The sequence below is a fragment of the Bacillus sp. SKDU12 genome (assembly GCF_010093085.1).
GTDB classification, from domain to species: Bacteria; Bacillota; Bacilli; order Bacillales; family Bacillaceae; genus Bacillus; species Bacillus mexicanus.
In genome coordinates this window covers 37376-63951 of record NZ_MSRC01000018.1, presented here as the reverse complement: position 1 = coordinate 63951, position 26576 = coordinate 37376, and the positions used below count along the sequence as shown (strand labels likewise).

General features: G+C 46.0%; 26 protein-coding genes and 1 pseudogene. 5 read left to right on the top strand and 22 right to left on the bottom strand.

From position 1 onward, the window contains the following. Nucleotides 1–182: 182 nt before the first annotated feature. The 11 genes and pseudogenes from BTW01_RS16360 to BTW01_RS16310 form a co-directional block, all read right to left on the bottom strand. A complete protein-coding gene (locus BTW01_RS16360; protein WP_162104054.1) occupies nt 183–2267 on the bottom strand; it encodes a BglG family transcription antiterminator in 2085 nt (694 codons plus the stop codon). Between the two features lie 266 nt (nt 2268–2533). Continuing rightward, on the bottom strand, nt 2534–4540 hold the full coding sequence (pbpC, locus tag BTW01_RS16355; RefSeq protein ID WP_162104053.1) for a penicillin-binding protein 3: 2007 nt from the start codon (nt 4538–4540) through the stop codon (nt 2534–2536). Between the two features lie 386 nt (nt 4541–4926). Next, nucleotides 4927–5172: a YczI family protein gene (locus BTW01_RS16345; protein WP_162104052.1), complete on the bottom strand. Its 246-nt coding sequence runs from the start codon at nt 5170–5172 to the stop codon at nt 4927–4929. 173 nt (nt 5173–5345) lie between these two features. Further along, complete coding sequence (locus BTW01_RS16340) at nt 5346–5987, bottom strand: SGNH/GDSL hydrolase family protein (RefSeq protein ID WP_162104051.1); 642 nt, start codon at nt 5985–5987, stop codon at nt 5346–5348. Nucleotides 5988–6050: 63 nt separating this feature from the next. Further along, complete coding sequence (locus BTW01_RS16335; protein WP_162104050.1) at nt 6051–6803, bottom strand: IclR family transcriptional regulator; 753 nt, start codon at nt 6801–6803, stop codon at nt 6051–6053. A 15-nt stretch (nt 6804–6818) separates the two neighbouring features. Then, nucleotides 6819–7826: a biotin-dependent carboxyltransferase family protein gene (locus BTW01_RS16330; protein WP_162104168.1), complete on the bottom strand. Its 1008-nt coding sequence runs from the start codon at nt 7824–7826 to the stop codon at nt 6819–6821. Nucleotides 7827–7828: 2 nt separating this feature from the next. Next, nucleotides 7829–8551, bottom strand: coding sequence for a 5-oxoprolinase subunit PxpB (gene pxpB, locus BTW01_RS16325; RefSeq protein WP_162104049.1), 723 nt, complete (start codon nt 8549–8551; stop codon nt 7829–7831). Nucleotides 8552–8619: 68 nt separating this feature from the next. After that, nucleotides 8620–8685 (bottom strand): annotated as a pseudogene (locus tag BTW01_RS18540) (hypothetical protein); the annotation flags it as partial. Between the two features lie 92 nt (nt 8686–8777). After that, nucleotides 8778–9992: an NRAMP family divalent metal transporter gene (locus BTW01_RS16320; RefSeq protein WP_162104048.1), complete on the bottom strand. Its 1215-nt coding sequence runs from the start codon at nt 9990–9992 to the stop codon at nt 8778–8780. A 14-nt stretch (nt 9993–10006) separates the two neighbouring features. Further along, nucleotides 10007–10780, bottom strand: a complete 774-nt coding sequence (locus tag BTW01_RS16315) for a 5-oxoprolinase subunit PxpA (protein ID WP_162104047.1) — start codon at nt 10778–10780, stop codon at nt 10007–10009. A gap of 201 nt (nt 10781–10981) precedes the next feature. Then, a complete protein-coding gene (locus tag BTW01_RS16310) occupies nt 10982–11731 on the bottom strand; it encodes a phosphoglycolate phosphatase (RefSeq protein WP_162104046.1) in 750 nt (249 codons plus the stop codon). Between the two features lie 130 nt (nt 11732–11861). Here BTW01_RS16310 and BTW01_RS16305 point away from each other — a divergent pair, with 130 nt between their 5' ends. After that, a complete protein-coding gene (locus tag BTW01_RS16305; protein WP_162104045.1) occupies nt 11862–12026 on the top strand; it encodes a hypothetical protein in 165 nt (54 codons plus the stop codon). Nucleotides 12027–12061: 35 nt separating this feature from the next. Here the strand turns inward: BTW01_RS16305 and BTW01_RS16300 are convergent, their stop codons facing one another. From BTW01_RS16300 to BTW01_RS16275, 6 genes are all read right to left on the bottom strand, one after another. Next, the gene (locus tag BTW01_RS16300; protein WP_162104044.1) at nt 12062–12454 is read right to left on the bottom strand and encodes a 3-hydroxyacyl-ACP dehydratase FabZ family protein; all 393 of its coding nucleotides are present in this window, start codon (nt 12452–12454) and stop codon (nt 12062–12064) included. 161 nt (nt 12455–12615) lie between these two features. Next, nucleotides 12616–13179 carry a signal peptidase I sipU gene (gene sipU, locus BTW01_RS16295; protein WP_162104043.1) on the bottom strand — a complete coding sequence of 188 codons (564 nt, stop codon included), beginning with the start codon at nt 13177–13179 and terminating at the stop codon, nt 12616–12618. Nucleotides 13180–13457: 278 nt separating this feature from the next. After that, nucleotides 13458–14579 (bottom strand): mannitol-1-phosphate 5-dehydrogenase, encoded by a 1122-nt coding sequence (locus BTW01_RS16290; RefSeq protein WP_162104042.1) that lies wholly within the window; start codon nt 14577–14579, stop codon nt 13458–13460. 1 nt (nt 14580) lies between these two features. Continuing rightward, nucleotides 14581–15012 (bottom strand): PTS sugar transporter subunit IIA, encoded by a 432-nt coding sequence (locus BTW01_RS16285; RefSeq protein WP_162104041.1) that lies wholly within the window; start codon nt 15010–15012, stop codon nt 14581–14583. 24 nt (nt 15013–15036) lie between these two features. Then, entirely contained in the window at nt 15037–16473 is a 1437-nt protein-coding gene (locus BTW01_RS16280) for a PTS mannitol transporter subunit IICB (protein WP_162104040.1), read from the bottom strand. 171 nt (nt 16474–16644) lie between these two features. Next, the gene (locus tag BTW01_RS16275; protein WP_162104039.1) at nt 16645–16998 is read right to left on the bottom strand and encodes a hypothetical protein; all 354 of its coding nucleotides are present in this window, start codon (nt 16996–16998) and stop codon (nt 16645–16647) included. Nucleotides 16999–17161: 163 nt separating this feature from the next. Here BTW01_RS16275 and BTW01_RS16270 point away from each other — a divergent pair, with 163 nt between their 5' ends. Genes BTW01_RS16270 through BTW01_RS16260 form a run of 3 tightly spaced genes read left to right on the top strand, consistent with a single transcriptional unit; the run spans nt 17162 to nt 20017 of the window. Beyond that, nucleotides 17162–17734 carry a DeoR family transcriptional regulator gene (locus BTW01_RS16270; protein ID WP_162104038.1) on the top strand — a complete coding sequence of 191 codons (573 nt, stop codon included), beginning with the start codon at nt 17162–17164 and terminating at the stop codon, nt 17732–17734. A 29-nt stretch (nt 17735–17763) separates the two neighbouring features. Continuing rightward, complete coding sequence (locus BTW01_RS16265) at nt 17764–19389, top strand: copper resistance CopC/CopD family protein (protein ID WP_162104037.1); 1626 nt, start codon at nt 17764–17766, stop codon at nt 19387–19389. A gap of 13 nt (nt 19390–19402) precedes the next feature. Continuing rightward, nucleotides 19403–20017, top strand: coding sequence for a YcnI family protein (locus BTW01_RS16260; RefSeq protein WP_162104036.1), 615 nt, complete (start codon nt 19403–19405; stop codon nt 20015–20017). A 42-nt stretch (nt 20018–20059) separates the two neighbouring features. Here BTW01_RS16260 and gdh read toward each other — a convergent pair whose 3' ends face one another. The 4 genes from gdh to gabT all read right to left on the bottom strand — a co-directional run bounded on the left by gdh (nt 20060) and on the right by gabT (nt 24620). Continuing rightward, complete coding sequence (gene gdh, locus BTW01_RS16255) at nt 20060–20845, bottom strand: glucose 1-dehydrogenase (protein ID WP_162104035.1); 786 nt, start codon at nt 20843–20845, stop codon at nt 20060–20062. A 19-nt stretch (nt 20846–20864) separates the two neighbouring features. Beyond that, on the bottom strand, nt 20865–21728 hold the full coding sequence (glcU, locus tag BTW01_RS16250) for a glucose uptake protein GlcU (protein WP_162104034.1): 864 nt from the start codon (nt 21726–21728) through the stop codon (nt 20865–20867). A gap of 124 nt (nt 21729–21852) precedes the next feature. Next, nucleotides 21853–23241 carry a succinate-semialdehyde dehydrogenase gene (gene gabD, locus BTW01_RS16245; RefSeq protein WP_162104033.1) on the bottom strand — a complete coding sequence of 463 codons (1389 nt, stop codon included), beginning with the start codon at nt 23239–23241 and terminating at the stop codon, nt 21853–21855. Nucleotides 23242–23309: 68 nt separating this feature from the next. Further along, nucleotides 23310–24620: a 4-aminobutyrate--2-oxoglutarate transaminase gene (gabT, locus tag BTW01_RS16240; RefSeq protein WP_162104032.1), complete on the bottom strand. Its 1311-nt coding sequence runs from the start codon at nt 24618–24620 to the stop codon at nt 23310–23312. 105 nt (nt 24621–24725) lie between these two features. On the opposite strand from gabT, the gene BTW01_RS16235 reads away from it, so the two are divergent. Next, a complete protein-coding gene (locus BTW01_RS16235; RefSeq protein WP_162104031.1) occupies nt 24726–26204 on the top strand; it encodes a PLP-dependent aminotransferase family protein in 1479 nt (492 codons plus the stop codon). Here the strand turns inward: BTW01_RS16235 and BTW01_RS16230 are convergent. Continuing rightward, nucleotides 26167–26481, bottom strand: a complete 315-nt coding sequence (locus BTW01_RS16230; RefSeq protein ID WP_162104030.1) for an ArsR/SmtB family transcription factor — start codon at nt 26479–26481, stop codon at nt 26167–26169. The two genes, BTW01_RS16235 and BTW01_RS16230, sit on opposite strands and share 38 nt — an antisense overlap. Nucleotides 26482–26576 lie beyond the last annotated feature (95 nt).

Sequence of the window (26576 nt, the reverse complement as noted above, 5' to 3'; positions counted from 1 at the left end):
TTCAATTATTTGTTAGATTTTCTTCCTTGCATCACCCATTTTAACCCAAAAAAGATAACTTGTAAAACTATTTCATTTTGGAATTATTCCATTGATGAATGATAAAATAGTCCTATTTTTCTTATTTTGCACCCTATCCACATAAAAACACACGTCAATTTTTTGACGTGTGCCCTGCCGGATTACAGTATGTTTTTCTCCTGCATCCATGTGAAAAATATACGGTTTAACCGTTGGTAGAGTTCAGGTTCTCCCTCTTCCTGAAACCCCGCCAGGCTTTCGCTGCTCTCAATAATCGCCGAGCTGATCGCACTTAATATCTCCGATCCTTCAGCAGATAATGAGCCCGGCGCCATCATAACGAGGATGCGTGTCATGAGGAGGGTATTTCCGTCCATGCCATTCACTTCATAAGAGGTGTTAAGATCATATATTTTGAAAAAAGGCAGGACAATTTCATCATTTTTGAGATGATAAAGCGCCATGTTTGTTTCCGGTATTCCCAATCCGCCTTGTTTTTCCCGCTCCGCCAGGCAAACCGCCGCTTTTTTCGGATCATGGATCAAGCCCTCTTTCTTCAGCTGTTGAAAAAGCTCTAGGTGGAGCATATGATGATCCGGTTTTGTACTGAGGTGAGTAAGCGTAAAGTGACGCAGAACATCTTGAGTGACAGCCATATACCGCCCCATGCTTTCCACCGCTTCCAGCATATCAGGCACGTCAGCTTGCTGCTTCTCTTTCTTCGGGCTTCTTTTTTTCTCAAGTATGAGCGGAATGTTCCGCTTGATATACTGCTTCACCTGATTTGCGTCTTCTTCATTTAAAAGCGGGCTGACCATAATATAATCGATGTTTTTGTAAGGAATCGGGACGGTGGAAACGATCATATCATAAGCGTGAACATCTTTGCTCTTCAGCTCGATCAAAGATGACATGTCAAATGATTGAATGTCCGGCAGTTCTTTCTTTAGTCTGGAAGCAAGCATTTTCGACGAGCCGATTCCGCTTGAGCAAACGACAAGCGCTTTCAATTTTGCTTCTTCTTTTTTGATTTCAAGAGCAGAGCCGAAGTGAAGAACGATAAAAGCGATCTCATCATCAGAAAAAGACATACCCGGAAAATACTGATCGACACCTTCCTCGACCGCCATATATAGCAGAAAATAATCGCGCTTGATCTGTTCCTTCATTGGATTGTATATCTCGATATTCTCTTTAATGCGGCTGACGGCTGGCTCCAAGTGGGCGATCAGCCCTTCATATAAAGAGTAGTTTTTCGTAAGATCGATTCTGATTTTTTCTGAAATAAAAGCAATGAGCCGTTTCGTTTGCAAGGCCGTTTCCAGTTCGATTTCCTGTGCTTTATACTCTGTTTTGTATTTGCGGTTGGCGCTTCGAAGATGGATTGTCATATAGCCGACCTCCGCCTCTGGAATCGTCACGTCGAAAGCACGTTCAAGCTCGCCCGCGATCTCAAGCGCGGAGCTGTATTCTTTTGCGTTCTTCAAATCCTCAAGCTCAGTTTCCTCCATGGTAATGGTCTCCCCAAGCTTGATGCGTTCGATCGCATACGTCAGATGGACAACGAGCGCTATATAAGAGCTGTCGGATAACGAAAAGGCGATTTTTTCTTTCAGATGAAATAAGATCCCCTCCATTTTTAACAGCTCACCTTTGCTGACGACACCGAACATTTTCTCTGAAGAATCGTTTTTTCCTTTGATGTTTACTTCAACCGCTTCCAAAAACATTTGGATGTCGAGGCGGTTCACAATGAGGTTGCCGACAATTTTTCGTTTTGCATTTTCCGGCCCTATAAGCTGGATGCCAAACCCCCTTTTACGGATCAGTGTCAGTCCGAAAGGTGAGATCCATTTCTCCAACTCGTCTAAGTCATAGCTGATTGTGGCGTTCGTCACCTGCAGATCTTGGGCCAGCGTGTACAGCTTAACAGGCTCCTGAGACTCTAATAACGAACAAAGGATGAGCAGTTTCCGTTCATCAGTGCTGTATTCATGCTGTTCATATGATAAATCGGTCAGCATCTTTTGTTTATCCTCGGAACTTCCCACCGCCTTCAATCCTTTGCCGGGCTGTTTATCGAGCATAAGCCCGGCCGCCTCCATCAATGGCTTAATGGATTTCAGCTCCCTGTGAATGGTTCTTGTGCTGACTCCCATCAATTTAGCAAGCTCAGTTACGGTTACATATCGGCTTTGCAATAACAAGTGCTTTAACAGTTTTTGTTCTCTGACAGTCATATACATAAAAAAGGCCTCCTAGACAATCATGATGTGCAGATGAAGCCGCAAGGAAAAAGTGAGGTCTTCTTTTAAATATAAAACGCTTTCATTGAAGATTCAAACACTTATAAATGGAAATTTGGCACTAAGCGGTGTGACAATATTGAAAAAGCACCAGCTGCTAAGCTGGTGCTTTTTGTTAAGTATATTGTAACATGCGCGGCTGCATAAATGCGAAACCACCGATTCTGATCAAGTTGTATGTCAGCGCATGTACAGCGAAGGGTATTTTAATTTGATTGAAATTGCTTCTTCGCTTTCTCAACAACGTAGTGACTGCCGCCGTGATCCTGCACATTTTGGATCATCATTGCGATTAGCAAGTCTTTGTTTTTATAATCATAGCCGACGAACCAGCCATTTTCCGCGCCGTCTTTATCATCTTGTGATGTTTTCAGCTCGGCTGTTCCAGTTTTTCCGGCAACAGTGATTCCGTTCACGACAGGCTGATATGCTGATCCGCGCTCATCTTCCACAACGCCTTTCAGACCTTTTGTAATGTCTGCCGCCCCTTCCTTCGTGACCACTTGCTTATGCCAGACATCAGCTGTTTGTGAGTCTTTTTTGATCAGCGTCGGTTTGACAAGATCTCCATTATCGACAAATGGCGTGTAAGCAGCTGCCAAGTGAAGCGGAGACATTTGCATCTGCCCTTGTCCGTACCCTGTATCCGCAAGCAAAATGTCTGAATCGAGCTTGCCGTTTGCGATAGACGATTGCTGGATCGGGAATTCATATGGAATATCCTCTGAGAAGCCGAACGTTTTCATGCCTTTTGTGAAGGTGTCCGCTCCCATATCAAGCGCATTCTGGGCAAAGTAAATATTGTCTGACGTAATAAGGGCATTTTCTAAATTGACCTGCTGAAGGCTCTCTGATACACGTGTGACTGAATAGCCGCCCCAGCTCGAATCCTTTTGCCACTTTTTCCCTTTAATTGTTTTCTTCTCATCTGCTTTTAGGGTGCCGTTTTTGATTCCGATAGCAGCCGCAATCGGTTTAATCGTAGAACCCGGTGCATATGTTTTGTTGAACTTCGCTGAGAATGGATTGTTTTTATCTTCGTTCAGCTTTTTCCATTCCTTATCGTCCCAGCCGAAAATAAATCCGTTCGGATCATAAGAAGGCGCGCTGACAAGTGCAAGTGTTTCGCCTGTCTTCGGCTGCAGCGCGACTGCCGTTCCGCTGTCATCCTTCAGCTCATCATACAGCTTTGTTTGCGTTTTGATATCAATTGTAAGATGAAGATCCTCGCCGTCCTTCGCTTTCTTTTCAGCGATGACTTCTCCGGTTTGCGGCACGTAGATTTTCCATCCGGTTGTGCCTCTCAGCTTGTCTTCATACACATTTTCAAGTCCGGCGATGCCGATCTTAGATGTATCGCTATACGTACCATCTTTCTTTTTCTTTAATTCTTCCGCAGTGATGGCGCGGACATAGCCTGTCAAATGGGCTGATTTTTCGCCATATGGATAGTAGCGGGAGCTGACATTTGTTCTTGTCACCCCTTGCAATGAGGTCGCCTCAGACACTACATTTTGCTGGTCAGGCTTGACCATTTTGATTGGGACAAATGAGTCGTCTTTCACCCAGCCTTGATCCAGCTTTTTCTTAATATCGTCTTCAGTTATATCCAATTTTTTCGCGAGATCTTTCATGATTTTTTCTTTTTTATCGCCAAGCTCCCCGGGAATAATTCCAATTTCCGGAACATCTGTATTGACAGCTAAGCCTTTCCCGTTTTTATCGTAGATTTGGCCGCGTTTCGGTTCAATGCTCATAATTTGCACTGTTTTGTCATCAGACAGCTGCTTGAAAATAAACGATGGGTCCCAATCTATATTCCATGACTCCTCGTCATCTGTTTTTTCTTTTTTCAGCACAGCGGTATTTTTGAAGCTGACTTTACCCGCGTTCGTGTCCATGCTGACTTTATACGGGATGTGCTTCATCTTCTCGTTGTCTTTATCGTCCTCATCCACTTTTCCCGCAGTGACTTTCAGATTTTTTACGCCTGCCTGTTCGTAGATGGCTTTATACCTATTGACGAAATCTTTTTTGGAGATTTCTTTTTTGACATCTTTGGTCAGGCTTTGATACATGTCATCGAATTGTTGATCGTTCCACTGTTTCACGAATGCTTCCATGCGATCCTCTGGCGAATCTGTTTTGGAGCATCCGATTAATCCAATCAATCCGATGCATAGAAATACTAGTAGAATACACTTTTTTAACATGACTTTCCCCTGCCTTCCATTTGTTATTTTCTCTTAAATGAATTGGTGCGTGCAAGATTTTTTTAAAAATAAAGGAAAAGGTTCCCGTTTTTACAGAAACCTTCTGTCAATTTCGATAGATGATTTGAAAAGAGGAAAATAAGGGATGACATGGTCAGAAAGGCACAATACGCACATGAGAGAAGGGCTTGAACAAGAGGTTGAGAAGGCGTTCCGGCTGAAGGGCTTTATCACTCTTCTGCTATTTGCTGCTTAGGGAGGCGGGAAACACTTGAGGGCCATACAGAAGGCTTTCGCGGTTCCAGAATATCAAGAGTGGAAAACCTCGCTTCATCGGTTCTGACCGTATTCCCGATGGTCGGGCATTTTCAGGGTGTGTAATAGATTTATATAATATGAAGCGTAAAACCGATAAGAGAGATAGACCATACGAAAACGGCGGTATAAATATTAAAAGCGCCGGAGCCGTCGTTTTCTTTATTCCGCTCTTCAAGCCCCTGCATAAACATAACAGCACCAAGAAAGACGAGCATAACCGATTGGATAACAGAGGTGTGTTCCGTATAGTTAAAAGCAATAAGCGCCAATAAAATAATGATAATCGCAAAAGACATTTTAAAAATCCGAAACAAAAGGACCATCCTTCCTAATATACGAAATATTGAACGCTATGGCTATATTTGCCTACATCCTCCATTATTCTAGCGCACTTTTTTATTCTGTAGAACAGGAGACAGGGAAATTTAAGTTTCTTTTAATGTTTCATTTACACATAAAAAAGGCACCCCTTTATAAGGTGCGCTTTCTATGAAACTGACAATTCTTTATAGCCTAACCGATGAACGGCTTCGGCCATTGCTTGATAGCCTTTGCAGTTCGGATGGACACCGTCAAGGGACAGATATTCCTGTTCTTTACCTTTAAAAATGCTATAGGCATCCGCGACTTTGACATGGGGTGCTGCTGCAAGTGTTTCTAAATGGGAATTAAAAGACCTGATCCATTTGCCAGCGATCGCAATGCTGGGAAACGGATTGTATAAGTTGAACACACGGATGGCGTACGGGGACGGATTCTCTCCTTTGATCTCGGCGATGTTGGCAATCATCTTTTCAAAATTCTCATGGCAATGGGCGGATACACGGCTGAAAATCGTTTCATCCTTAGATGTTTGGTAAGCTAAAACCGAATCGATGAGATCGTTTCCGCACCCCGTGATCGTTATCATATCAGCATGTCGAATGCATTTTTGCACATAAGGATATGACAGGAGCCCCAGAATCTCTTCTGTATTCAGGCCTGATTTGGCAAAGATGGATATGGCCGTTTTTGTTTTCAAGTCAGCCTCCATCATATCTCCGAAACGCTTGACGTACCCGGGTGAAAACAGCCCGGAGCCTCTCCCTGTCGTCAAAGAATCCCCCAGTGCTGTATATCGAAGCACCATGTTCTTTCCTCCACTCCTGAACGTCGATACGTTAATGTACGCAGCGGAGAAAAGATTGGCTACTCATGTATACCCTATTTTTCGTGAAATCTGTAAAGCGGCGTCCTTGACCTTTTCTGTTAAATAGGGCAGCCTGTCTTCTGTAAATCTCGCTTCAAAGCCTGCAATACTGATGCCGGCTGCCACCTGACGTTTATGATTAAAGATCGGGGCGCCGATCGCCGCCGTATAGTTTTCAAGTTCTGAATAGCTGATGGTATAACCTTTTTCGACGGAAGCATCAATCACCTGGAACAATGTTTCAGGATCGGTAATCGTGCCGGAGCCAATTGACTTAAGCTTGTTGTGTTTGATGTATGTTTCGATTTCTTCGCGGGGAAGAAAGGACAAAATGCTTCTGGCGCATGCTCCCGCATAAAGAGGAGAACGTCTGCCGACCGCCGTGTACAGCCGGACAGTCTGCGCCCCTTCTATTTTCTCAACGTATATCGCTTCATCGCCGTCCCTCATGATCAATTGCACAGCCTCATCCACTTCCCGGCACAGCTCCTCCATCACCGGTTTCGCTATTTTTCTGATATCCATCCTGTCAGCGACAAGCTGCCCGAATTCTAAAAACACCAATCCGAGCGAATATGCGCCGGTCGCATCCCGATTGAGAAATCCCATTTCCTCCAAAGAGCTGACCATCCGGTGAACAGAGGTTTTCGGCATACCTGACAGCGATACCAGTTCACTTAAGGTGAGGCTTGGTTCACGCAAAAACAAATTAAGCAGAGCCATAGATTTGACTACGGTTTTATTTTTATTCTGCATCATTCATCCCCTTTGTTATGTCAGCCATTCCATCTTCATTCTCGTTTTCAGTTCTTTTATATGCTGCTCCCGTTCAATCGCAAGGGCTTCCGCTTCCTGAAGGGATACAGGCTCAAACTGGACATGCTCGCCCGGCATGATTTGAGAGACAATCGGCAGGTCAACAGATATGATATGCGCGATCCTTGGATAGCCTCCTGTCGTTTGCCGGTCTGCAAGCAGGATAATCGGGTTGCCGTCAGGAGGCACTTGTACTGTTCCGAACGAAACTGCTTCCGATACCATCTCAAGCGGCGCCTTCAGTTCAAGCGGTTCTCCTTTGAGCCTGTACCCCATACGGTCGGACTGCGGCGTGACCCGAAATGTTTCTTCATAAAAACGCGTTTTCGATTCTTCTGTAAAAAAGCGAAATTGTTTGCCTTCCAGCACTCGAATAACAGGATTCTTTTTCAATGGCAGAAACCTTCCGCGGCTGACCGACCATTTCGGGGCAGCAAACTCCTGCTTTTCAAGCTGCGGGCTTAATCGGGAAAGGATGGTGAGCGAAAGAGGGGACGCCTCTCCAATAGTCAGTTCATCTTCCTTTTGAAGCGCTCTGCCATGAAGTCCGCCAATTCCTGCTCTGACGTAGGTGCTTTTGCTTTCCATGACGTGAGGCACATCGAAGCCGCCGGCAGCCGCTAAATAGGCACGGCTGCCGAGTTTGCAGGGTCCAAAGCTGACCGTGCTGTTTTCCTTGACGAGCACAGGCTTCCATAAAGGCGCTTCCTCATCATTAATACGCAATGTAAAGTCCGCCCCCGTTACCGCAATCAGCGTCGTTTTTGAAACATAAAATGACGGACCAGGCCCCATTAGCGTAATTTCAAGACCGGCTTCATTTTCACTGTTTCCGATCAGCAGGTTAGCAATGCGCAGTGAAACTGTATCCATAGCGCCGCTTGCCAGTACGCCGTATTTTTGATAACCCGTTCTGCCTATATCCTGAACCGTTGTGAGCAGTCCGGGCTTTAACACTTTCATGCTCAATTAGATTCCTCCTTATAGGCGTGATAGTCTTCTTCTGAGATGCGGAAGAATTTCACAATATCTCCCGCCTGCAATAATGTTGGCGGGTTTTCCTGTGACCGAAAAAGAGCCAGCGGTGTTTTCCCGATCAGCTGCCAGCCGCCCGGTGTTGAAATCGGATAAACGCCTGTCTGTAATCCGGCAATGCCGACTGAGCCCGCGGGAATCGACGGTCTTGGTGATGACTTTCTTGGAGCGGCAATGCGTTTTGACATTCCGCCTAAGAAAGGAAAACCAGGAGCAAAACCAAGCATATACACTACATATTCTCCGTTTGTATGAATGTCGATGACTTCCTCCGGTGACAGCTGATTGATCCGCGCCACCTCTTCTAAATCCGGTCCGAATTCACCGCCATAGCAGACGGGAACTTCAACTATGCGGCGGTTATTCTCATAATCAGCGGCTATTTCCTGCAGCCGATCTTCGATATCGCGCTTGACCTTCTCAAAAGGCGAACTTATCCCTTGAGGCAAATGCTTGTACACCTCATACATATCATAAAACACCGTCAAACTTGTAAAAGCCGGGATGCATTCAATATATCCCGGAAATGGCTGTTCTTCTATATAAGCGGCCGCGGCATGGACAAGACCGTTGACCTGTTCGTTTATTTCTTCTCCGAATCGGATCATCATTGCAGAATCACCGAGCTGTTCGATCTCACATCGTACAGTCATCTTTCTCACCTCTTTTATTTCTCGTTCGTTAGGAGGACGAGAGGATACAGCACCGCAAGCGACTCCTCTCATCTATCTGTAATGAGCAGGTCCCCCGGCGCATGTGTGATGACCATTTCAGGTTTTACATTCATAACCGGCTAACATCGGATCGGTTATTTTCCCCTCTCGTATCAGGCACGCATCCTCCGGCACCGTTTTGTTTACTTGCTCCGCCTTTATTTTATTAACTCCACAATTTAGGAAGTTGTGTTAATAACGTGTAGAGTCCCATAATAGCCATGACAATAACAACAAGTGCCCCTGAAACAGTCAGCCAAAGCGGATGCTTATAATCACCAACAATCTTTTTCTTATATGCGGCAATCAGCAAAGTTCCGAGCGCGATCGGCAGAATCAAGCCATTCAGCGAACCGACAAGCACGAGGATTTTCGCAGGCTGTCCGATTGTGATAAAAGCTAACGTAGAAATCACGATAAATCCGATAATGATGCCGCGTGAATTCTTTTCAATTTTCGGAGAAAAGGTTTTAAAGAACGAAACAGATGTATAGGCCGCTCCGATAACAGAGGTAATGGCCGCAGACCACATGATTAATCCGAAAATTTTATAACCGACGTTTCCAGCAGCAAGCTTGAAGACTGAAGCTGCAGGGTTGCTTTCATCGATGTGCAGGCCTTTTGCCACAACGCCGAGCACAGCTAAAAAAAGGGCAATTCGCATAATAGATGTAATCAAAATTCCGGCGACCGAGCTTTTTGTCACCTGCGGGATGGATTCCTTCCCTTTAATGCCTGCATCAAGCAAGCGGTGACCGCCAGCAAAGGTGATGTATCCGCCTACTGTCCCGCCGACAAGTGTTACAATTGCAAATATACTAATTTGCTCAGGAGCAAAAGTATTTGCCACAGCATGTCCAACTGGCGGCGTAGACGTGATTGCGACGTACAGCGTTAAGATGATCATGGCAAAGCCCGCGATTTGCGTAAAACGGTCCATCGCTTTTCCTGCTTCTTTAATTAAAAAGATTAAAATGGCAATGACAGCACTGACCAATGCGCCTGTTTCTGGTGTAATGCCGAATAGGACTTGAAGACCCAGACCGGCACCTCCGATATTTCCGATATTAAAAGCTAATCCGCCAAGCACGACGAGTATAGCGATGAAATATCCCAGTCCCGGAAACACCATATTCGCAATTTCCTGTCCGCGTTTTCCAGAGACTGCAATGATGCGCCACACATTCGTTTGCGCGAATATATCCAAAATGATAGAAATCAAGATGACAAAACCGAAGCTTGCTGCGAGTGTGTTTGTGAATGTTGCAGTTTGTGTCAGGAAACCCGGGCCTATCGCTGATGTCGCCATTAAAAAGGCGGCACCCATCAGTAATGACCAGTTGCCCGCTTTTTTTCCTGCCGTTTTTTTCTTCTGCTCCATCTATTGCTCCTCCTTTATATCTGCTTCTGTGCTGAAATAGCAGTCACTTCAATTTGTGCCGCTTTAAGATCTTTTCTGATTTTTTGCACAAATGTCAGCGCGTGGGCCCCATCACCATGAATGCAAACGGTATCTGCTTTTAAAGACACATCGTGGCCTTGCTGAGATGTGACCGTTCCTGCCTTCACCATTTTGATCACCTGGGTGACAGCCGCTTCATCGCTTTCAATGAGTGCATTCGGCTGAGAGCGCGGTGTCAGTGTGCCGTCCGCTTGGTATGTTCTGTCGGCAAACACTTCACTCGCTGTTTGCAGTCCGATCCGTTCTCCCGCTTTTACGAGCTCGCTCTCAGCAAGACCGAAAAGAATCAAGCCGGGATCGATCTTATAGACAGCTCTCGCAATAGCATCCGACAGCTTTTGATCGACTGCAGCCATATTGTATAAAGCGCCATGCGGCTTGACGTGCTGCATGTGAAGCCCCTCTGCTTTCAGAAAACCGGAGAGCGCGCCTATTTGATAAACGACGAGATCATATGCTTCCTCAGGAGAAATCGCCATATTGCGTCGCCCAAAGCCTAGTAAATCCGGCAAACCCGGATGCGCACCGATTTTCACGCCTTTTTCTGCCGCAAGCGCAACGGTTTTCCGCATAACACCGGGATCTCCGGCATGAAATCCGCATGCGATATTCGCAGATGTGACATACTCTAAAATATCTTGATCAAGGCCTATCGTGTAGGCTCCGAAGCTTTCTCCTAAATCACAGTTCAAATCAACTTGAAACACAGAATCCCTCCTGCCAAAGCAAACGATGTGCTTTATGTATTTATTGTACCGAAATTCGGAACCACTATTCCGAATCTTTGAACTTTGCTTTATTATAATTTAATCATCTCAGTTTGTGAAATACTTTTGTCAGAAAACCTACCATGGTCCCAGAAGAAAACCTGCCAAACTAAAAAAGAGTCCCTCTTAGGACTCTCTTTTCTATAATACCCACTGGCGAATCGCTTTAGCGACACCATCCTCACTATTTGTCGCTGTGATCCAATCAGCCGTTTCTTTCACGGTGTCTTGCGCATTGCCCATCGCGACGCCCAAACCCGCTTCTTTGATCATTGCGATGTCATTGAGGCTGTCACCCATCGCCATCACATTTTCCATCGTAAAGCCGAGTTTTTCAGAAACCTTTGCAAGAGCTGCGGCTTTGTTGATGCCAAGCGCGTTGACCTCAATGTTTGTCGGGCTTGAATTGGTGATTTCGAGCTCTTTATTTTTTCTCAGCTCCTCCAGCACCTCGTTTCGGATGTCGTCATCCTCAATCTCAAAGCCGAATTTGAGCCATTCATGGTCTGTAATATTTTCAGGAAACTCGCCTCTCCATACTTTATCAACGGTAGAAGCCCAGAAGTTGGTGTTATGCTTATTCCGCAACTCCCACATCATTTGAATATGATCCGTATGGAGCAGCTTTCGTTCCACCAATTGAAAATTCGAGTCCCAGATTTCGCTGCCGTTTGCTGTGATTAAAAAAGACGACAGCTCAAGCGATTCCGCCAGCTCCCGGCACGTCATCAGCGTCCGGCCCGTGCTGATCACCACATGCACGCCTTTATCCTCGGCTTCACGTATGGCTTTGCGGTTTCCATCTGAGATCAGCTGCTCGTCATTCAGCAGCGTGCCATCCATATCAATTGCAATCAGCTTGATATCTACATCTTCTCTTTGAATAGACATATATGTACCTCTCTTTATCTTTTACTTGTGCTTCTTTCTATTCTAATACATTATACCCGGCGGAACAAAAAAGCGATTTCACATGTTTGAGGCGTGCCAATAAGAGGAAAACAAATGGTGAGGTGATAGTATGGCAGAAAGAAAACAGCAAAACAAACCAAATGAAAATCCTGAACACAATGACTTAACAGATCCGATTCCAAATGAAGAGCTCAAGGAAAACATGAATGATGAAAAACACAAACGGCAGCAAAGAAACAATTCACAAAGCGAACGGGATTATGATACGAAATAATAGAACCCCTCACAAATTGGTGTGAAGGGTTTTTTTCATTTTTGGATATAAATGCTGATATCAGCTTCAGCAACAGGCAAACCGCCTACTGTCGCTTTAGCATGTCCAAACACAAACCCGCGCCGATTGCGCGTCACTTTAAACGTAAGATCAAGCCGATCACCAGGTACGGCCGCTCCAAGCTTTTCCGCCTTCTTCACAGAAGACAGTAAGCCCAAGCTATTCTCAGCTGTCATTCCTGTAAAAGCCGCGGTTTGCGCAAGCGCTTCAACCACAAGTGAAAAAGGCATTTCTGTTTGCGTGTCAGTAATAAACCAGTCGTTCTCACTGACCAGCTTATAAGCTGCCGCATGTTTGCCGGGCTCGCTTTCCGTCACGCCGTCAATAAACATAAACGGATAGCGATGAGGCAAAGGAAATGAGTTCATTTTATCTCTCCTTTTTTGACTATTATCAATCAGCCGGAAGCTGAACGCCGGGAGGCAAATCTTTGTGAGTGCAGGGCAACGATTGTGAGTCCTACTCTGTTTCATCCGGTTGTTCTTACACGCGCATACATGTTGTCCGCGGCGCTCAGTCCATTAGGTTTTTATTTTGCTTGTCTCATCTCACCGAACGGATAAAAGACGAGTGATTCAGTACCGACGATATCTTCCTCAGATGGCATCCCCATTCCGTTTCTGCTATCCATCGAATTGAGACGGTTATCTCCCATTACAAAATATTTGCCGGATGGAACCTCGACTTCAAAGTCAGCTGTTAAGCTTACACCCATCTCTTTAGACTCTTGTCTATGTTCCTTAAGGTACGGCTCTTCCACTTTTTTATCATTTATGTATAGCTGATCATTCCTCATTTTCACACTGTCACCTGGTAAACCGATCAAACGTTTGATAAATGAGCGGCCGCTCGTTTTGTCTTGAATGACTATGATGTCGCCTCTGTGAAAACCGCCTGTATATTTGGCTCCTTTATCCACAAAAATTCTTTCCGAGTCTTTAAGCGTCGGAGCCATTGATGAGCCTTCAACAAGAAAAGGCCTGTAAAACGCCATTCTGACCGTAAAAATAAGCACTGCGATTAAAATGATACTGAGTACAACGATCCATTTCGTTTTTCTTTTTTTCTTTACTGTAATTGTTTCTGTATTCAACTTCCTTCACCCATTACCTTCCTAAGAATTCCAAATCATTATACAGCATTTGATTCTTTTTGGTTAGTCTTTGGCGGACTTTTTCGTCAGGCAGACGTATGGACCTCGTCTTCAGACACCATCCACCGTGTTCTATGGAACATCATCACAAACTTCCTTGCACCTCAGCAGCAGCCACCCCCGGTATTACCGCAATCTCGGATTGTTTCCCCTTCCCCGGTTATCGAAAGTGTTTTTCACTAAAAAACCCCCGCGACATGCTGTCACAGGGTGATGATTTATTGGTTGAGTTTTTTTAAAATGATGGCATGCAACGGCTCATGAGCCTTAATGCCGCACACCTCTTGAAGCACGCCGCTGTATCCTTTTTCTTCAATCAGCTCTTGCAGTTCAACCGCTTCAGGGTCGTCAGTAAAATCAAAGCGCAATGCGGCGGCAATCCCTTCCGCCAGTGCATTCGGCTCTTTTATTTTCTTTGCCGGGCCTACGAGTCTATCATTCTCTCCCAGTTTTCTCAGAGGTGATCTCGCCACACGGGTCACATCGTCTGTAATGAATGAATTTTCAAAGCGTCCGATGATTTTTTTGATATATTGTTCATGTTCGGCTTGCTTAAAGCCATACGTTTTAATGAGATAGTTCCCCGTTTCAAGCAGCGCCGAATGAACAACACGGCGGATTTCCGGATGGTCGATGGCTTCTTTGACTGTTTTCAGCCCGCGCTGATAGCCTACATACGCTGTTACTGCGTGTCCGGTATTGACGGTAAACAGCTTCCGTTCGATATACGGTGTTAAATCATGAACAAACAACGCACCTTTTATGACGGGGGTTTTCCCTTTAAAGGCTGATTCATCAATGATCCATTCAAAAAACGGTTCAACTGATACTTTGAGCGGATCTTCATAATGCTGAATCGGCACGATCCGATCAACGGCTGAATTTGGAAAACCAACCATATCACTGACAGATTCCCCCTCCGCTTCTGTTAGATGGCTGTATACCTCTTTCTTCAAGAAGCTGCTGCCGCCGATCATGTTTTCGCAGGCAATGATGTTGAGGGGAGCTGCATGGCTTCTTCGTCTTAATCCTTCTGCGATAGACGGCGCAATCAGCTTTAACACGGCCGGACCGACCGCTGTCGTGATAAGCGCCGCGTCATTGATGAGCCGGTACAGCTCCTCTTGCTGGCTGCTGCTATTGATGGCGCTGACCGGACCGATCACCTCTGATGAATGCCCCTCTTCTGCCAGCTCCACTGTGTATGCTTTTTTTTCATTAAGGAGGCTGACCATCGTATCATTCACATCCGCAAACACGACATCATAGCCGGAATGGTGAAGCAGCGCGCCGATAAACCCCCTCCCGATATTTCCCGCACCGAAATGTAAGGCGATCATGTCAGTTCACCTCGTCGAAAATAGCGATCAAATCTTCTTCGCTTTTAGCAGAGATCAGGCGTTCAATGTTGTCTTCTTCCGAGCAGATGATGGCGATGTTAGATAAAATGTCTAAATGCTCATTATTTTTGCCGGCAATCCCGAATACCACTTTTGCCGTGTTGCCTTCCCCGTACTCGACACCGTCTGGAATCTGGATGATTGAGATTCCAGAGTGAAGCACCTCGCTTTTTGCTTCTTCTGTGCCGTGGGGAATCGCAATGAAATTCCCCATAAACGTACAAGACGTTTCTTCCCGTTCAAACATTTTGCCAATGTAATCTTCCGTCACATAGCCATTGTCAATCAGCGTTTGGCCTGCGATTTTGATGGCTTCTTCTTTTGTTGCGGCTGTTTGATTGAGTTTAATATTTTTCTTTGCGAGTACTTGCATGTGTATCACTCTCTTTCTTTGAGTTTACTTTTTCAGCTTTTCGAGAAGCTCGTCGTATTTCGGGCTGTTTAAAAAGTTATCCACTGATATGTGCATCGCGTTCGGCAGCTTCGCTTTCGCGCGGTCTGTCAAATCTTTGTGGGTAATGACAATGTCCGCATCGCTTGGCAGAGTATTAATGGATGTGTTGGCTACACTTATATCAAGCTCTGCTTTTTTCACTTTGTTTCGTAAGATGGATGCTCCCATGGCACTTGATCCCATTCCCGCATCACATGCAAAGATAATTTTGTTTGCGCTTTCATAAGATATTTCAGATGTTTCCTCAGCTTTCGTTTGCTCCGTTTCTAAAGCAGCGGCTGCTTGGCTTTTCTTCCCTTTCATGGCCTGCATTTTTTCAGCTGCCGCAGCGAGGTCTTCTTCGTTTGCTTTTGAAGATTTCAGGATCACTGCTGATACGATGAATGAAACAGCTGCAGCGACCAACACTCCCGCCAATACGCCGAAGTAGCCGCCTCTTGGCGTCATTGCCAGCAATGCGATCACGCTTCCAGGTGATGCTGCTGCGACAAGTCCGGCATTAAAGATTGTAAATGTTAAGAGGCCGCTTGCTCCGCCGGCAATCGCCGCCAGAATCAGAACTGGTTTCATCAAAATGTACGGGAAATAAATTTCGTGAATCCCGCCCAAGAAATGGATGATCGCCGCACCGGGAGCCGTTGATTTTGAGGCACCTTTGCCGAAGAACATATACGCCAGCAAAATGCCGAGCCCCGGCCCAGGGTTTGCTTCTACTAAAAACAGAATGGATTTTCCTGTTTGGGATGCTTGCTCAATTCCGATCGGGCTTAAGATTCCATGGTTAATGGCATTGTTGAGAAACAGCACTTTTGCCGGTTCCACAAAAACGCTGGCTGCTGGCAGCAAATTAGCGTGTACAATGACTTCCACACCGGCCGCCAGCAATTTGTTTAATGTCAGGACAACCGGGCCGATGGCGTAAAACGCGAGAATCGTTAAAGCCGCGCCGACGATCCCTGCCGTAAAGTTGTTGATGAGCATTTCAAAGCCTTGTTTGACTTTTTCCTTGAACAATTTATCAGTCTGTTTTATGAGATATCCGCCAAGCGGTCCCATCAGCATTGCGCCTAAAAACATTGGAATATCCGACCCTACAATCACTCCGATTGCCGCTGTCGCACCAACGACTCCGCCGCGGTGATCGTAAATCATTTTTCCGCCTGTATACGCTATCAAAAGCGGCAGTAAATATGTGATCATCGGGTTGACAAGTGTATTCAGCTGTTCATTCGGAAACCATCCCGCCGGAATAAACAGCGCGGTAATGATTCCCCACGCGATAAACGCACCGATATTCGGCATAATCATTCCGCTCAAATAACTGCCAAAGCGCTGTACTTTCACCTTCATGCCGCCTTGCTGCTGTCCTTGCTGCTGCATATATAAACCCTCCCTGTTCGCTTGTCGTTGTGAGATAGAAAAATATGTTCAGAGAATGCCTTCCCTTTGACTCTATATTAAAGCGCTTACAATTATTTTCACAATTGAAAGTAAAGAGAACTTTGGCACATGAGTGTGACAATTTTTTAAAAACAAAAAAGGCCCTGATATTCAGGAGCCTTTTCTTTTTCCTTTATATATAATGTTGCCATTTTGAATCACGTACTTGGCGATCATTCGCTCACTCACAATGAACACAGGATAAGCGCACACTAGCGCAAAAACAGCCATCGGCACATGCTGTACAGCCGGAAGTATTGAGCCAGCCGCATTGCGGAGGAGCAGCAGCAAATAAATGAGCAGCACGATGACCGCTAATGACACCAGCATAATCGGAGCTGATACTTTATATTCATAAAGCCGTTCTCGGCAGTGTCCGCAGCGAAATTGACAAGGCACATTTGACGATCTGACCATGTCTCCTGTCAAAGGTTTGCCGCAGTTCGGGCATACTGTTTCTTTCATAGGGTATTCCTCACTTTCCATTCCATACATCTATTATAACAGAGTCCCTTCTGTTTCGTTTTGTTGAAGTTCAACATATTTTCACACTTTTTATCATAAAGTTACTTGTCAGTACCTCTAAAATCCCCTACGCTTAAATATATCTAAGGAAGGGGATGAATGAATGCTTCCTATAAATAGACAGCAACACATTCTGAAGTGGCTGAAAGAAGAAGGCGCACTCAAAATTTCTGACATTAGTGCGAGATTCGGCGTTTCTGAAATGACGATATACAGAGATGTCAATCAGCTTGTTCAGTCACATCAGGTCATGAAAACGGCGGGCGGCATCACGCTTCCTGCCCAAACATCACAAGCGGAGCATATGTGCAGCTATTGCCTGAAGCCGGTCACTCAGACTCATTCCGTACAACTGATTACGGTAAATCAAGAGATTGAACAGTTATGCTGCTCACATTGTGCGCTGTTGCGTTACGCAGATAAAACGGAAGAGGTTTCACACTTGATTTGCAGAGATTTTCTGTTACACACAACAGTCAGTGCCGGATCGGCTTATTTCGTCGTCAATGCCGAATTAAATCTGCATTGCTGCCAGCCGCAGGCGATTCCATTTGCGACTCTCGATCACGCCGAACGATTTCAAAAAGGATTCGGCGGAGCTGTCCGCACCTTCGACCAGGCGTTGGAAGACATGCTTCACGACAGAAAAAAACGCTGCACCTGCACCATGACATAACATATACAGCGGAAGGAGGTGTCTGAGTAATGAAGCGAAATAAATGGTGGATCATCCTCCTGCTTGTTCTTGTTTTCCTGCCGAAAACAAGCTTTGCTCACGCCTATATTGTTACATCTTCACCTGGGGAAAACAGTGAATTAAAAAAAGCTCCTTCACAGGTGGAAATCGAATTTAATGAACCGGTTGAAGAAGGCTTTCATTACATTAAAGTCTATAATTCAAACGGCGATCGGGTGGATACAGATAAGACTGAAATCAAAAAAAATGACAGTCACATGATGTCAGTGAAGCTGAAAAAAAATCTGCCGAAAGATGTGTACAGAGCGGAATGGAATGCTGTGTCCGCAGACGGGCATCCAATCTCCGGCGTCATTCCTTTCAGCATTGGGAAAGCGGATGGCGGATTCAGCAGCCAAAAAGCCGCAGGTTCAGCGCTGAATCCGGCAACAGCCGCAGATCGCGCGATACTGTATACAGCCTTATCGCTGTTCATCGGAACGGTTTTCTTCCATCTCTTCTGGTATAAAGGAGATTCAGAACAGCTCGCCAAACGTACGAAACGTATTTTGATCGTCTCAATCACCGCATTGGGGCTGGCGCTTTTGCTTCAGCTTCCCATTCAAACAAAAGCGAACGCGGGCGGCGGCTGGGGCAGCGCCTTCCAGCCGGGCTACATCTCAGAAACACTATTTGAGACAGCAGGCGGCACCATTTGGATCATACAGGCCGTGCTGTATGTGCTGCTTGCACTATCTGTGATCCCAGTGATACGAAAAAATCGCTACTCATCCTTTGCCTATTGGACAGCGCCGCTCATTTTCTTTTTCGGTCTCCTGCTTGCCAAAGCGTTTACCGGACATGCGGCTGTCATTCAAGAAAAAGCGGTCGGCATTTTGATGGATTTCCTCCATTTATCTTCCGCTTCCATCTGGGTCGGCGGAATAGCGACACTCGTTTTGCTGCTCGCAAAAGAATGGAGACAGCCTGATAAAACGCTTGCATGGGAAACGGTAAGCCGGTTCTCCCCTTGGGCGCTCACTGCTGTCGGCGTCATTTTGTTTTCAGGCTTGCTCAATGGATTTTTCATCATTCGTTCGATGGATTCACTTTTCCATACGGCGTACGGTCAAGCACTTTTAGTGAAAAGCGGTCTGTTTGTTTTGATGCTGATCTTAGGAGCAATGCATTTTCTGCTTACCAGAAAACAGCGCCGCCCGGGAATCAGCCGAACGCTGAAAGCAGAATGGGCAATCGGTATCGCTGTATTCATCACAGCGGCCGTTTTTACAAGCCTGCCAAGTCCGCCTGAACCGGCGCCTGAACCGTTCTACCAAACAAAAGCGATCGAGCAAGGACAACACGTGTCTCTCAGCATCAGCCCTAACCAGCCTGGCAAAAACGTATTTGAGCTGCGGGTCACCGACCATAACGGCGAACCGGTGAAAAACATCCAGCAAATCACGTTAACCATTTATAAAACAGGTCTGTCAGGCAGTGAGAACAAAAGCACATTTCAATTAAAAGAGACAACAAAAGGCGTCTTTCAGGATGAAAACCTATCCATGAATGAAAAAGGAAACTGGAAGTTCAAAGTCCATGGACTGACAGGAGATTTTAAGGAAATCAATCTTATATTTACAAAAACCAATTAAAGGAGTGTTTGAATTGTTGAAAAAAATCGCATTCACACTATGTCCGGCTATTATTGGCGCTCTCTTATTTTTTACGGCCTCTGCCAGCGCGCATGTGTCTGTAAAACCTGCTGAATCAGCGGCAGGCTCTTGGGAAACGTATACGATGAAGGTTCCTTCTGAGAAGAATCTGCCGACAACAAAGGTTGTCCTCAAAATGCCAAAGGATGTTGAATTCCAGCAATACGAACCAATTCCAGGCTGGAAGGTATCCACTCAGAAACATGATGACAAATCAGTGTCCGTGACGTGGGAAGCGACAGATGGCGGCATTCAAGAAGGTCAGTTCCAGCAGTTTACCTTTGTTGCCAAAAACCCTGATAAAGCGGCAGAAGCAGCTTGGGACGCATACCAGTATTACAAGGACGGCAGCATTGTCGAGTGGACTGGTGACGAGGATGCGGATACGCCTCACGCTATTACAAACATTACCGCTGCAAAGCAAGTGACAGATGAACACGGCGCCACGAAAACGAAAGACGACGCTGAAGAATCAAACTCCTCAGCACTGGACATCACAGCAATTGTGCTGTCTGCGGCTGCCATTATTTTATCTGTAGCAGCGCTTGTCAAAAGAAAGCGATCCTAATAAAAAAGCGATCCAGAATCATATCTGGGTCGCTTTTTTTGATTAACCTCGTCCTGCCTGGAAGGAAGGATACTTCGTCATTCCGCCGTCCGCAAACAAGGTGATGCCTGTGACATAGCTGGATTCCTTCGAAGCAAGCCACACTGCCACTGCGGCGATTTCCTCCGGTTCACCGATATATCCCATCGGAATCATACTTTCTACGTCTGCTTTCTGTTTAGGGTCAGCAAATTTTTCAGCATTGATTGGCGTATTGATCGCACCCGGCCCAATATTATTGACTCGAATACCCTTCGGCGCGTATTCCAAAGCCAACGTTTCAGACATCAGCTTAATTCCGCCTTTACTTGCTGCGTAGTGGACAAATAACGGCCACGGAATCATTTCATGCACACTGGACATGTTGATGACATTTCCTTTGATGTCATTTTCCACGAAATATTTAATCGCTTCACGGCTTCCTAAAAAGGCACCCGTCAAGTTCGTGCTGATGACTTTGTCCCAATCCTTCAGTGGCATCTCATGAGACGGTACAGGATTTTCAAGTCCGGCATTGTTAATCATAATATCAAGTGTGCCAAACTCTTTTATTGCCGTTTGCACGATATTTTTTACATCTTCCTCTTTCGTGACATCTCCTTGGACGAGTACCGCTTCCCCGCCCGCCTTGATGATCTCTTCTTTGACCTCATTTGGATCCTGTTTGCCACTATAATAGTTGATAACCACTTTTGCCTGCTCCTTGCCGAAGCGAACGGCCATAGCTCTCCCTAGACCTGATGCAGCCCCTGTGATAACGACGACTTTCCCTTTTAAATCTGGATACATATATATTCCTCCTCAATTATTATGAATTCGTTTTGGCGATTCCTAAAAAAACAGCGGCCGCAATAATCAGAGCGATCCCGATACCTATCCCAATGAGCTGTCGCTTGGATTTCTTTTCACGCAGGATGAAAATACCGCCCAGCGTAGAAATGACAATACCCATTTGTGAGAGAGAAAAGCTTGTGGCCACACCGACTTTCGGCTGAGAAATAAACAAAAACATATTACCGCCTGCCCAGATTAAGCCTGGGAGGATATTTCTGATGGCATACTTGTTAAAGGGCTTGTGTTTATAGGTTAAAATAAGCCCTCCGACAACCATGCCGATAGCCTGCGGCAGCAGCGCAGACCAGCCGGATACATCAAACAATCTGGCGACGACTACATAAACCAAATAGCCGAGCGTTGAAACAAGAAGAATCAAAATGCCCTTTTTGAAGTTGCTTGGCTCTCCCTCTTTTTTGTCATTTTTATCTTCTAATGACGCGAGAATGATTCCCACAATGATAAAAATCAAAGCGAGAACGCCAAGTGTAATCGCAATCGGTGTTGACCATTCGCGAAACACGATAACCCCAAAGAGTGAGGTCGACACAAGCTGCAACCCTGTGGAAATCGGCATTGTTTTGGAAACACCCATCAATTCAATGCTTTTCAGCTGGTTGGCTTGTCCAAGAGACCAAAATAATCCGGATACGATGCCGACGATAAAAATACGCATAGACAGAACCGGCTGAACAAAAAAGTAAATCACGATAGACACAATGAGCGCCCCGATCGTCGTACCGAGTGTCTGGCTGTACGGCCCGCCGCCTAATTTCACATTGAAGAGAACAATGCTCCCCCAAAACAAAGCCGGGAGCAGAGCTAGTATTAAATCCATTATTGGGGAACCTACTTTCAAATTGTATTTGCTGTTATTTTGGCTGTAACCACTAGGTTTATTCGCCGGAACAACAAAAAGAGCTGCCGGAAGATTCCGGCAGCTATCAGGAGCTTGCATTCATTTACAAGCCGATGGACATATATTTTGTTTCAAGGTACGGCTCGATGCCTTCCGAACCGCCTTCACGGCCGATGCCGCTTTCTTTCATTCCGCCGAATGGTGCTTGAACCGCTGACGGTCCGCCGTCATTCCAGCCGATAATGCCATAATCAAGATTTTCGGAAATATAGATGCCGCGGCGATAATTTTCTGTGAAGAAGTAAGCTGCCAAGCCGAATGGTGTATCGTTGGCAAGCTGAATCGCTTCATCAATATCAGAAAATGTGACAATCGGAGCGACCGGGCCAAATGTTTCCTCGTGCATAATCGTCATAGACGTATCAACATCAGCGAGTACTGTCGGGCTGACGAAGTAGCAGCCTTTGTCATCGTTTCGATCATACGTGCCTCCCGCAAGAACCTTCGCACCCTTTTCAACCGCATCATTGATTTGGCTGACGATTTTTTCAAAGCCGTTTTTGTTGATAATCGGGCCGACATTGACGCCTTCTTCACGTCCGTTTCCGACTTTGAGCTTAGACACTTGCTCACTCAGTTTCGCAGCAAATTCATCTTTGATGGACTCATGAACAATCAAGCGATTGGCACAGACGCACGTTTGGCCGGCATTTCGGTATTTAGATACCATCGCCTGTTCAACGGCAAGATCAATGTCGGCATGTTCATCCACGATGAGCGGTGCATGCCCGCCGAGCTCCATAGAGATATGCTTTACAGTATCCGCACTGTTTTTCATAAGAATTTTTCCTACTGGGGTTGATCCTGTGAACGTGATTTTGCGGATTTTCGAACTGCTTGTAAACACGTTTCCGATTTCTTCTCCGTCGCCGATCACGACTTGAAGAGCATCTTTTGGAATGCCCGCTTCATAAGCGAGACGCGCAAGCTCATAGGCAGACAGCGGTGTGTCCGGTGCCGGCTTGATGATAAACGTACAGCCGGCAGCTAGAGCAGGTGCCGCTTTGCGTGTAATCATCGCATTCGGGAAATTCCACGGTGTGATGGCAGCAACAGGGCCGACTGGCTGGCGTGTCACGACAATTCGTTTACCAGTTGTCGGAGCGGGAACAGTTCTTCCGTACACACGCTTTGCTTCTTCCGCGAACCATTCGATATAACCTGCGCCGTAAAGGACCTCACCGACCGCTTCCTGATACGGTTTTCCGTTTTCCTTTGTAATTAAATCTGCAAGTTCTTCTTTATGTTCAACAATCAGCTCATACCACTTTTTCAAAAGAGACGCTCTTTCGTTCGCTGATGTTTTAGACCACGATTTAAACGCTTGATGTGAACGTTCAATGGCTTCTTCTACTTCTTTGGCTGTTTGCTGAGGAATCGTTTGAATCTCCTCACCAGTAGCCGGATTGTAGACCGTTAATTGATCTGGCATATTGAACATTCCTTTCTTTTCATGATTACTTAAAATGATAGCAGAGCCAGCCGTTTTCTTTCCAATGATTAGGCTCGGAGACCCGCCTCCAAGATGCTGAGCCCTTCATTCAGAAGGCTGTCTGAGATGACGAGAGGTGTCAGGAAACGAATGATATTTCCATTAATTCCCGCTGTCAGCAAAAGCAGTCCATTTTGATTCGCATAGGCCGCGATCGCCGCTGCCTTCACTTTATCAGGCTCACGCGTGTCAGGGTCTTTGACGATTTCGATTGCCGCCATTGCCCCGAGTCTGCGGATGTCACCGATGAAAGGACATTCTTGTTTCCACTCATATGCCTTGTCTTCAATGAGTTTTCCAATTTCTTCAGAGCGCTCATTCAGCCCTTCTTCTTCAATTATATCCAAGACAGCCAAAGCCGCCGCGCACCCGATCGGGCTTCCGGCATACGTACCGCCCAGCTCTCCGGGCGCTGCGGCATCAAGCATTTCCGCCCTGCCGATCACACCGCTTAATGGAAGGCCTGCCGCTAGTGATTTAGAGACCGTGATCAGATCAGGAACCACATCAAAATGTTCAATTGCAAAATAAGTGCCTGTTCTGGCAAAGCCGGTTTGAATTTCATCAGCGACAAAAACAATGCCATGTTCTTCGCAAAAAGACGCGACGTGCTGCACAAACCGTTTCGACGGGATGATGAAGCCACCTTCTCCCTGTACAGGCTCCATCACGACACACGCTACCATTTCCGGCGCGACTGCAGCGATAAAGAAATCATTGAACGCTTGGATCATCATGTCGTCATAGCTTTCATCACTCATGCCGGCCGGTTTCTGATAATAATAAGGGAATGGAGCTTGATAAACCTCTGACGCAAAAGGTCCGAACCCGAATTTATACGGTTTTACCTTACTCGTCATGCTCATCGTCATATTCGTGCGCCCATGAAACCCGCGTGTAAACGAAACGACCGCTTGGCGCTTTGTATATTTTCTGGCGATTTTCACTGCATTTTCAACCGCTTCCGCTCCTGAATTCAGAAAGATCGCTTTTTTCTCATGGCCGCCCGGTGCGATGCCGCACAGTTTTTCCGCTAATTCGATATAAGACGGATACATCATGACATTGAAGCCCGGATGAATCAGCTCCTCCGCCTGCCGCTTCACAGCTTCAACCACCTTCGGATGTGAGTGTCCGACGTTTAACGTTCCGATAGCGCCTGCAAAGTCAATAAATCTCCGCCCATCCAAATCGTACAGCTCAGCCCCTTCTCCTTTTACCGCCAGACTGCGGTTGCCGTTGCTTACACCTTTTGATATGAACCGTTCCCGTTTTTGCTGCCACTGAGCAGTCGTGATGCCAGCTGTTGTTTGACTCATATGAAAGCCCCCCTGTTGCTATTTTCTTATCATTCTGACTTCTTTTTGGTATGATGAAAAGTACCAATTGTAACTTTTGGATGGTATCAGAAGGAGAAGGCAAAAATGGACATCACAATCATACTCGACCGTTCAGAACGGGCAGATTATATCTATCAGCAAATTTATCAAAAGCTGAAGAAAGAAATCCTCAACCGGAATCTGCTTCCCCATTCGAAGGTTCCTTCTAAACGGGAGCTGGCTGAGAAGCTGAAGGTCAGCGTAAACTCAGTGAATGCGGCCTATCAGCAGCTCTTGGCCGAGGGATATTTGTATGCCATTGAGCGAAAGGGATTTTTCGTGGAGAAGCTGGATGTGTTTTCTGCAGACGAGCATCCTCCATTCGCATTGCCGGAGGATCTGAAAGAGGTTCACATCGATCAGAGCGACTGGATTTCGTTTTCCCACATGAGTGCCGATACAGACCATTTTCCGATCAAAAGCTGGTTTCGCTGTGAACAAAAAGCGGCATCCCGTTCCTATCGAACACTCGGCGATATGTCGCATCCTCAAGGGATCTATGAAGTGAGAGCAGCCATTACGAGGCTCATTTCCCTGACACGGGGCGTAAAATGCCGCCCGGAACAAATCATCATCGGAGCAGGCACACAGGTGCTCATGCAGCTATTGGCTGAGCTTTTGCCCCAGAAAGCAGTATATGCGATGGAGGAGCCCGGTTACAGGCGCATGTATCAGCTTTTGAAAAACGCTGGAAAACAGGTGAAGACAATCCTGCTGGATGAAAAAGGCATGTCGATTGCGGAAATCAGCAGACAGCAGCCTGATGTACTGGTGACGACCCCATCGCACCAATTTCCGTCCGGCACGATGATGCCTGTATCAAGAAGAATTCAGCTTTTGAACTGGGCAGCCGAGAAGCCGCAGCGCTACATTATTGAAGACGATTATGATAGTGAATTCATATATGATGCAGACAGCATCCCGGCGCTCCAAAGCCTTGACCGTTTTCAAAATGTCATCTATATGGGCACCTTTTCAAAGTCGCTTCTCCCCGGCTTGCGGATCAGCTATATGGTATTGCCGCCTGAGCTATTGCGAACGTACAAACTGCGGGGCTATGATCTGCAAACATGCTCATCGCTTATACAGCTCACTCTGCAAGAATTTATCGAGTCTGGTGATTATCAGAAGCATATAAAAAAAATGAAGCAGCATTATAAAGAAAAGAGGGAGCGTTTGATCGCCGCTTTAGAATCAGCATTTCACGGAAAAATGATCGTAAAGGGGGCAAATGCGGGCCTGCATTTTGTTACCGAATTTGATACACGCCGCACTGAACAAGACATTCTGACACACGCCGCCAGCCAGCAGCTTGAAATTTTCGGCATGAGCCGATTTGATCTGAAGGAAAACAAGCGGCAAACAGGCAGGCCCGCTCTCATTATCGGCTTCGCACGGCTGAAGGAAGAAGACATTCACGAGGGTGTCGAGAGACTTTTCCGCGCTGTTTACGGACATAAAAAAATCCCCGATACGGGGGATCGATTCACCAGCGGCTCTGGTCCACATTCAGCACCGCTTTAAGCAGACCCGGAAATGCCTTTTCAAGGTCTTCGGCACGAAGCGAATAATACCGGCGCTTTCCTTCTATGCGAACTTGGGCGATGCCTGATTCTCTCAGCACTTTAAAATGATGCGACAAGGTCGATTTCGCAACCTGTACATCTGCACAAGTGCCGCACGTTTTTTCTTTCGCTTCAGCTAATTGCTTGACGAGCTCTAAACGAAGCGGATCACTCAGTGCGTGAAGAACCTTTGTCAGCTGTAACGTTTCTGTTTCTGGATGGTTTGGAATGTTCATGACACAAATGTATCACACAACAATTCGAATGACAATTTTACTATTTAAGTCTTTTTTCTTTACCTCATTTTAATTAGATGTTACAGTTAGTTCGA